Origin of the sequence: Streptomyces hainanensis, from assembly GCF_004348415.1 — a bacterium.
GTDB lineage: Bacteria > Actinomycetota > Actinomycetes > Streptomycetales > Streptomycetaceae > Streptomyces > Streptomyces hainanensis.
In genome coordinates, this window is sequence record NZ_SMKI01000390.1 from 1 (window position 1) to 7,690 (window position 7,690).

At 75.3% G+C, this 7,690-nt stretch carries 6 protein-coding genes; all 6 read right to left on the reverse strand.

From position 1 onward, the window contains the following. Positions 1-240: 240 nt before the first annotated feature. Positions 241-1,452: a glycerate kinase family protein gene (locus tag E1283_RS27860; RefSeq protein ID WP_132820926.1), complete on the reverse strand. Its 1,212-nt coding sequence runs from the start codon at positions 1,450-1,452 to the stop codon at positions 241-243. Positions 1,453-1,539: 87 nt separating this feature from the next. Beyond that, positions 1,540-2,955 carry an SLC13 family permease gene (locus E1283_RS27865; RefSeq protein WP_132820927.1) on the reverse strand — a complete coding sequence of 472 codons (1,416 nt, stop codon included), beginning with the start codon at positions 2,953-2,955 and terminating at the stop codon, positions 1,540-1,542. An 85-nt stretch (positions 2,956-3,040) separates the two neighbouring features. Beyond that, a complete protein-coding gene (locus tag E1283_RS27870) occupies positions 3,041-3,712 on the reverse strand; it encodes a response regulator transcription factor (RefSeq protein WP_132820928.1) in 672 nt (223 codons plus the stop codon). Beyond that, on the reverse strand, positions 3,709-5,259 hold the full coding sequence (locus tag E1283_RS27875; protein ID WP_132820929.1) for a sensor histidine kinase: 1,551 nt from the start codon (positions 5,257-5,259) through the stop codon (positions 3,709-3,711). Before E1283_RS27875 ends, E1283_RS27870 begins: the two co-directional genes overlap by 4 nt. Then, positions 5,162-5,515: a small secreted hydrophilic protein gene (locus tag E1283_RS27880; protein ID WP_132820930.1), complete on the reverse strand. Its 354-nt coding sequence runs from the start codon at positions 5,513-5,515 to the stop codon at positions 5,162-5,164. The genes E1283_RS27875 and E1283_RS27880 overlap by 98 nt, the downstream gene beginning before the upstream one ends. Before the next feature lie 118 nt (positions 5,516-5,633). After that, a partial coding sequence (locus E1283_RS39535) for an ATP-binding protein (protein WP_132820931.1) occupies positions 5,634-7,690 on the reverse strand: 2,057 nt, incomplete at its 5' end.

Genomic DNA, 7,690 nt, shown 5'->3' on the forward strand with positions numbered 1-7,690 from the left:
CGAGCCGGTGGCTGGACAACGAGAACCGCACCCGCGCCTACCTGCGGTTCGTGGACGTGGAGCGGCTGCTGTACAACTTCCGGGCCAACCACCGGCTGTCCACCAACGGCGCCGCGCCGGGCGGCGGCTCGGAAGAAGACGCAGTGGAAGACATTCGCACCCTTTCCAACTCCGAAGCGTCCGACCTGTCGAACGCCGAACTGAGGGTCGAACGGAACATAGGAACGGTACGAGGGCATGTCAATGCGTTGGGCGCGGGCGTCCGGACCGGTCGGCCGCGCCCGCCCTCGCGGGGAGGCGGCTGCCGAGCAGCAGCATGCGGGCGGCGCGCTCGGCGGCGTCGGTAAGGAACTCCCGGGCGCGCGCCAGCGCCTCGGGCAGCGCGACGGGCGCGGGGAGGATGCCGTGGTAGGCGTCGACGCCGGTCAGATGGACCTCTCCCGCGCCCTCGCCGAGGGTGCCGGCCAGCGCCAGCACCGGAACGCCGAGCGCCTTGGCGCGGCGGGCCACCTCCCCCGGGATCTTGCCGAACGGCGTCTGGGCGTCGAGCGCGCCCTCGGCGGTGATGACCAGGTCGGCGGCGGCCAGCCGGGCGTCGAGGTCCAGGTGGTCCAGGAACACCTCGAACCGCGGCCGCAGCCGCGCGCCCAGCGCGGCGAGGCCCGCCCCGAGGCCGCCGGAGGCGCCGGTGCCTGGACCGGTGCGGAGGTCGACGCCGCGCGGGGCGAGGTCGCGTTCCAGAACCGTCGCCCAGTGGTCGAGAGCCCCGGAGAGCTCGTCCACCTGCTCCGGGGTGGCACCCTTCTGCGGGCCGAAGACCCGGGCCACGCCCCGCGGTCCGCAGAGCACGTTGAACGGGTTGGTCGCGACGGCGAGGTCGGCGGTCGCCAACCGCGGGTCCAGGCCGGTGGCGTCGACGCGGTCGAGCCGCGCCAACGCGCCGCCCCCCGGCGGCAGTTCCCGGCCCGCCGCGTCCAACAGTCGCGCGCCGAGCGCCTGCAGGGCGCCCGCCCCGCCGTCCGAGGTGCCGGAGTCGCCACAGCCGACGAGGATCCGACGGGCCCCGGCGTCCAGGGCGGCGCGGACCAACTCCCCGACGCCCCGGGTCGTGGTGCGCGCCGGGTCGCGGCGCCCGACCGGCACCAGGGCCAGGCCGGCCACCGCCGCCATCTCCACCACGGCGGTGCCCGGGCCGCCGTGGGGTTCGGGGAGCAGCGCGTAGTGGGTGCTCACCGGCTCGCCGACCGGCCCGGTGGCCAGGCACGGCACGACGCGCCCGCCGCCCGCCGCCGCCAGCGCCCTGGCCGTGCCCTCGCCGCCGTCCACCAGCGGCAGCAGTTCGACCGCGGCGTCGGGCAGCGCCCGCGCGAGCCCCTCGGCGATGGCCTCGGCGGCCTCCGCGGCCGACAGCGACTCCTTGAGGCCGCTGGGGGCCACGACGATTCGGTACACGGGCTTCTCCTTCTCTCACGGGGCTCTTCACCGGGCACTGCACGGGGTTCTTCACGGGGTTCTTCACGGGGTTCTTCACGGGGTTCTTCACGGGGCGACGCCCAGCACCGGCCACACGGCGAGCGCGAACGCCAGCACGAGGGCGGCGGTCAGCGGCCCGAGCACGGCCGACAACCGCAGCAGGTCGCGGGGGGTGTAGGTGGGGGTGTCCGGCACGTCGGCGAAGAGCGCGACCGGCTTGGCCGAGGCGGGCAGCGTGTGGCAGAAGCCGGCCGCCGCCGTCGAGGCCAGGGCGGCGGCCACCGGATCCACCCCGCAGGCCACCGCGGAGGCGACCACCAGCGGCACCAGCACGCTGGAGCGGGCGGAGCGGGACTGGAGCACGAGGTGGGCCGCGGCGCTCACGGTCACCACGACGGCGAGGAACGCCCAGGCCGGCACGGTGGCGTCGCCCGGCAGCCCGGAGACCAGCCAGTCGGCGGCGCCCGAGTCCGACAGGGCCACGCCCATCGCCATCGTGGCCGCCATGAACAGCAGCAGCGACCAGGGGATGGTGCCGAGGGCCTCCTTGAGCCGGATGGTGCCCAGCACCGGGGCCGTGACGACGACCGCGCCGATGAGCGCGACGAGCGCCGGTGGCACCTGGTGCAGCGGCTCGCTGCACCAGAGCGCCACGACGCTGGCGAGCAGCCCGAGGCAGCGGGTCTCGACCGAGCTGAGCGGGCCGGTGACCCGCTGCCCGCCGTGTTCCTCGATGTCGGCCGCGGTGACCCGCACCGGAACGCGCCGGTCGGCGCGCCGGGTGGTGGTCAACAGCACGACCTCGGCGGCGAGATGGGAGGAGACCACGGCCAGCGGCAGGCCGAGCAGCAGCCACTGGGGGAAGCCGATGCGCTCGCCGGTGGTCTCCCAGAGCACCGAGACGGTGATCAGGTGGGCGCCGGCGCCGATCAGGGTGGCCACGGCCGACAGCAGGATGACGGTGGGGAACAGCAGCGCCAGCGCCACCACCAGCCGCCGGTGGTCGGCCAACACCCGTGCCAGCGCAAGGAAGACGGGCAGCGCGAGCGCGGCGCGCCCGGAGGTGGCGGGGATCGCGAAGGCGGAGACGACCAGCGCGGCCGTCGTCAGGTGCGCCAACTGCCGTACGGTGCGCGCCCCGCCGACCAGGAACGCGGCGGCCCGCGCGGCGAGGCCGCTGCGGGCGACGGCGGCGGCCAGCACGAAGGCGCAGATCAACAGCCAGACGGTGGGGTCGCCGAGGGTGCCGAACAGCGTGTCGGCGCTGACCACGCCGGTGACGGCGAGGGCGAGGCCGGCGCCGAGCGCCACGTACGTGTCGTCGACGGGGGTGCCGATCCAGGCGCAGGTGGCCAGGACGAACACCGCCAGGGTGAGGCGCGCGTCACCGTCGAGACCTGGGAAGTTCGTCGGGACCGCGAGCAGGCCGCAGACGCTCAGTGCCAGGCAGAGGGTGACGGCCTGTCGGTTGGTGAGGCTCACCCGACCAGTCTCGGAACGGGCGGTGAGCTCCGGATGAACCGCTCATGAGAGACGTTTCATGAAACCGCCTGACATGAGGGCCGGTTCACGTGGGGTGCGGCAGCCGGTAGCCCATGCCGCGGACGGTCTCCACCCGGTGGGCGCCCAGCTTCTTGCGGAGCGCCCTGACGTACACGTCCACGATGTTGGAGCCGGGGTCGAAGTCGTAGCCCCAGACGTGGGAGAGGATCTGCTCCCGGGAGAGGACCTGTCCCGGGTGGCGCAGGAAGAGTTCGAGGAGGACGAACTCGCGGGCGGACAGGTCGACCAGGGCCGTGCCGGCGCGGGCGCGGCGGGTGCGCAGGTCGAGGCTGAGGTCGTCGCCGCAGCGCAGCACGGTCACCTCGGGGGCGCGGGCCGCGGTGCGCAGCCGCAGCCGGACGCGGGCGAGCAGTTCCTCGAAGCGGAAGGGCTTGGTCATCCAGTCGTCGGCGCCGCCCTCCAGGCCGGCCACGGTGTCGCGGACCGAGTCGCGGGCGGTGAGCACGATGACGGGGACGGTGACGCGGGTCTCCCGGAGTGCGCGCAGCACGGTGAAGCCGTCCCGGCCCGGCAGGCCGATGTCGAGGACGACGAGGTCGAAGGCGCCGGTGCTCGCGTAGTCGAGGGCGGTGTCGCCGTCGGAGGCGACGGTGGTGTTGAAGCCGTTGGCCCGCAGGCCCTTCTCGACGAAGGAGGCGATGCGCTCCTCGTCCTCGGCGATGAGGATGCGGTTCATGGTGTCTCCTGGACCTCCTGGGCCGGTACGACGAGGACGAAGGTGGCGCCGCCGCCCGGCGTGGGGCGGAGCTCGACGCGGCCGTGGTGCCCCCGGGTGATGGCGCGGACGATGGAGAGACCGAGCCCGGCGCCGCTGCGTTCGCCGCCGCGCCGCGTGGTGCCGCGGCGGAAGCGTTCGAAGATCATCTCGGCCTCCTCGGGCCTGACTCCGGGGCCGCCGTCGGCGACGTACAGTTCGAGGTGCCCGGCCGCCAGGCGGGAGCCGATCCTGATCCGCTGGCCGGGGCCGGTGTGTTGGACCGCGTTCTGGGCGAGTTGCACCATGGCCTGGGTGATCCGCTGGGCGTCGAGCGCCGCCTCGCACTCGGCGACCTCGGGCAGCTCCCAGCGGCGGTCGCCGAGGGCCCGGGCCTTGACGTAGACGTCGGCGGTGAGTTCGGCGACCTGGATGGGCGCGGGCCGCACGAAGTCGGGGCGTTCGACCTTGGCCAGCAGCAGCAGGTCCTCCACGATCCGGCTCATGCGGTCCAGCTCGTCGGTGACCAGGCGCAGTGTCTCGCGGCGCTCGGCGGCGGCCGCCGGGCCCTCGCCGGCGCTCATCAGCTCCAGGTGGCCGCGGACGATGGTGATGGGGGTGCGGAGTTCGTGGCCGGCGTCGTCCACGAAGTCGCGCTGGGTGCCGAAGGCCCGTTCGAGGCGGTCGAGCATGGCGTTGAACGTCTCGGCGAGGGCGGAGATGTCGTCGTGCCCGTCGATCGGGATGCGGCGGGTCAGGTCCTGCTCGGTGAGCTGGGCCGCGGTGGCGCGGACCAGCCGGACGGGGCGGAGGATGCGGCCGGCCACGCCCCAGCCGATGACGCAGCTCATCAGCAGCGCGACGCCGGAGATGACCAGCAGGGTGCGGACGGCGTTCTCGGCGGACGACCCGGAGGGGTCGTCGTGGACGGCGACGAGGAACATCGCCTCGGGCTGGCCCTCGCCGTAGCGGATGCGGACCTTGGCCCAGTGGACGACGCCGTCGTCGCGGCGCAGGGTGCCGGTGCCCGCCGGGTGTTCCGACATCCGCTCCAGGGAGGCGCCGTCCCGGTGGAGCGGCAGCCGGGAGGCGATGTCGCGGTCCTGGCGGATGACCCGGGGCGCCGGGTCCTCGCGGATGTAGCCGAGCAACTCCTCGTCGGGCTCAGGGTACTGGCGCTCCAGGTAGACGCCGAGCAGTCGGCGCGGCTCGGTGAAGGGGCGGCCGGTCTCCGGATCGCGCGCGTGGTCGACGAAGCTCTCGAACTCGGAGGTCTCCTGGCTGAGCAGCTGGCCGACGCGCTGCTCGGCGTCGCGCAGCAGGATCGAGCGGGTGGTCAGGACCACGGTGGCGAGGGCGACGGCCATCACGACGAGCAGCCACAGCAGGATGCGCAGCCGGGCCGAGAGCCGGAACCGGCGGCGGGCGCCGTCAGCCGTCGTCCGCTCCGTCGCGGGCGTCGTCGTCGACGGCCGGGTCGTCGGTGTCGTCCGCGTCGTCGTCGAGGTCGTCGTCGCCCGACTGGTCATCGACGGATCCTTCGGTGGGTGACGGCTGGGGCACCACATCCTGTCGCGGATCGGAGGGCGAGGCGTCGGGCGCGGTCGGTTCCGTATCCTCGCCCGGCCGGTCGTCGGCTCCCCCGCCCGGGGTCGGTTGGAGGTCGACCTCGGCGGGCACGGACGGGGTCTCGAGGTCGTCGCCGAGCAGGAAGCTGGTGCCGGCGATGCCGATCGGGATGAGGACGACGGCGGTCAGCGTCGCCACGCGGCGCGAGAAGGTCATGGCGACCAGGATTCGGCATCACACCGCACGCCAACATGAAGCGATGATGAAAGGCCTCTCATGAAGCCCGCCGCCCGGGGTCCGTCCCGGCGCCCGGGCCCGTCCCGGCGCCCGCCGCTCAGGGTTCGAGCGCCGCCAGGCGGGCCTCGGCCTCGTGGACCTGGTCGGTGCGGTGCTGGGCGCGGTAGAGGGCGAGCGCCTGGTGCCAGGTGGCGCGGGCCTCGGCGGGGTCGCCGAGCGCCAGGTGCGCCTCCGCGAGGCAGCCGAGGACGTCGGCCTCCTCGTAGGTGTCGCCCAGGGCGCGGCGGAGCGCGAGCGCCTCGCGGTAGTGGTCGAGGGCCTCGGCGTGCCGACCGACCCGGCTCGCGACGTAGCCGAGGCTGTCCCAGGCGGCGGCCTCCCCCTCGCGGTGGCCGTACGCCCGGCAGACGGCCAGCGACTCCCGGCAGCTCTCGCGGGCCCGGTCGTGGTCGCCGAGTTGCGCGCACCACCAGCCGACCGCGTTGAGCGCGTTGGCCTCCCACAGCGCGTCGCCCAGGGTCCGGTAGAGCGCGAGGGCCTGCTCGGCGTGGGTCAGGGACATCCGGACGTCGCCGCGCCGATGCCAGGCGAGGCTGAGGCCCTGGTGGGTGTGGGCCTGGTTGAGGACGTCGCCGGCGTCCTCGAACAGCGCGAGGGCGTGGCCGAGGTGTTCGAGCGGCACCCGGTCGTCCGGGTCGGCGCGCAGGGTGGCGGCGGCGAGCCGGCGCCTGGCCAGGCCCTGCAGCGTGGGGTCGCGCAGCGGCGTGGCGGCGGCCAGGCCGGCGTGCCAGCTGGCCAGGTGCTCCGCCAGGTGGCCGCGGCGTGAGAGGAACAGGTCCCAGCCCCAGGCCAGCAGCCAGGCGGCGCGGTGCATGCCGTGGTCGGCGGCGAGCCGTTGGAGGGGCAGCAGGCGGCCGTGTTCGGTCTCGAACCAGGCCATCGCCTGGTCGCGGTCGGCGAACTCCTGCGGCACGGCGCTGTCGAGGGGTTCGCCGACGGGGACCCGCGGGCTGTGCGGGTCCACCAGGTCTCCGGCGCGCAGGGCCGTGTGGGCGTGGTGGTCGACGAGCCGGCGCAGCGCGGCGTCCCTGTCGGACGGCGGCAGTTCGCGCGCGGCCCGCTCCGCCGCGTAGAGCCGGAGGAGGTCGTGGGCCCTGAAGCGCCCCGGCGTGTGCTGGTCGACCAGACTGGCGGCCTCCAGGGCGCGCAGCGCGGACCGGGTGCGGGCCGGGGACAGCCCGGCGAGCGAGGCGGCGGCCGGCACCCCGATGTCGGAGCCCGGCGCGGTGCCGAGCAGGCACAGGAGCCGACCGGCCGTCGGGTCGAGCGCGTCGTAGGAGGTGTCGCAGACGGCGCGCAGGCTGGTGGCCAGGTCTCCGGCGTCGAGGGCGTCCAGCCTGGTCTCCGCCGCGCGCAGCTCGGCGGCCAGTTCGCCGAGCGGCAGTTCGGGGGCCGCCGCGGCGCGGGCGGCGGCGACCGCGAGCGCCAGCGGCAGCCGGGCGCACGAGGCGACGATGTCGCCGACGGCCGCCGGCTCGACCGCGGTCCGCCCGGCGCCGAGCCGGGTCGCGAGGAGGCGGCGGCTCTCCTCGGGCGAGAGCGCGCCGAGGGTGAGGGGCTGGGCGCCCTCGGCGGCGAGCAGTCCGCCGAGCCGGCTGCGGCTGGTGACCACGACCACGCAGGAGGGCGATCCCGGCAGCAGGGGGCGCACCTGCGCGGCGTCACGCGCGTTGTCCAGCAGGACCAGCACCCGCCGGTCGGCGACCAGGCTGCGGTAGAGGCCGAACCCGGCCTCCGGGTCCGTGGGCACGGCGGTCCGGTCGACGCCGAGGGCGGTGAGGAAGGTGGCCACCACGGCCGCGGGTTCGACCGGCCGCACGGTGGGGTCGAAGCCGCGCAGGTTGGCGTAGAGCTGGCCGTCGGGGAACCGCTTCAGGTTGTCGTGGGCCCAGCGCAGCGCCAGCGAGGTCTTGCCGACGCCGCCGACCCCGCCGACGGCGGTGATCGGCACGGCCGCCGCCTCGTCGCCCCCGGGCGCCTCGAGCGCGGCGGTGAGCGCGGCGAGTTCGGCGGTACGTCCGACGAACGACGGTGGCGGGGGCGGGAGTTGGCGCGGCACCGGACCGGCCGAGACGGTGGCGGCGCGGGCGGGCC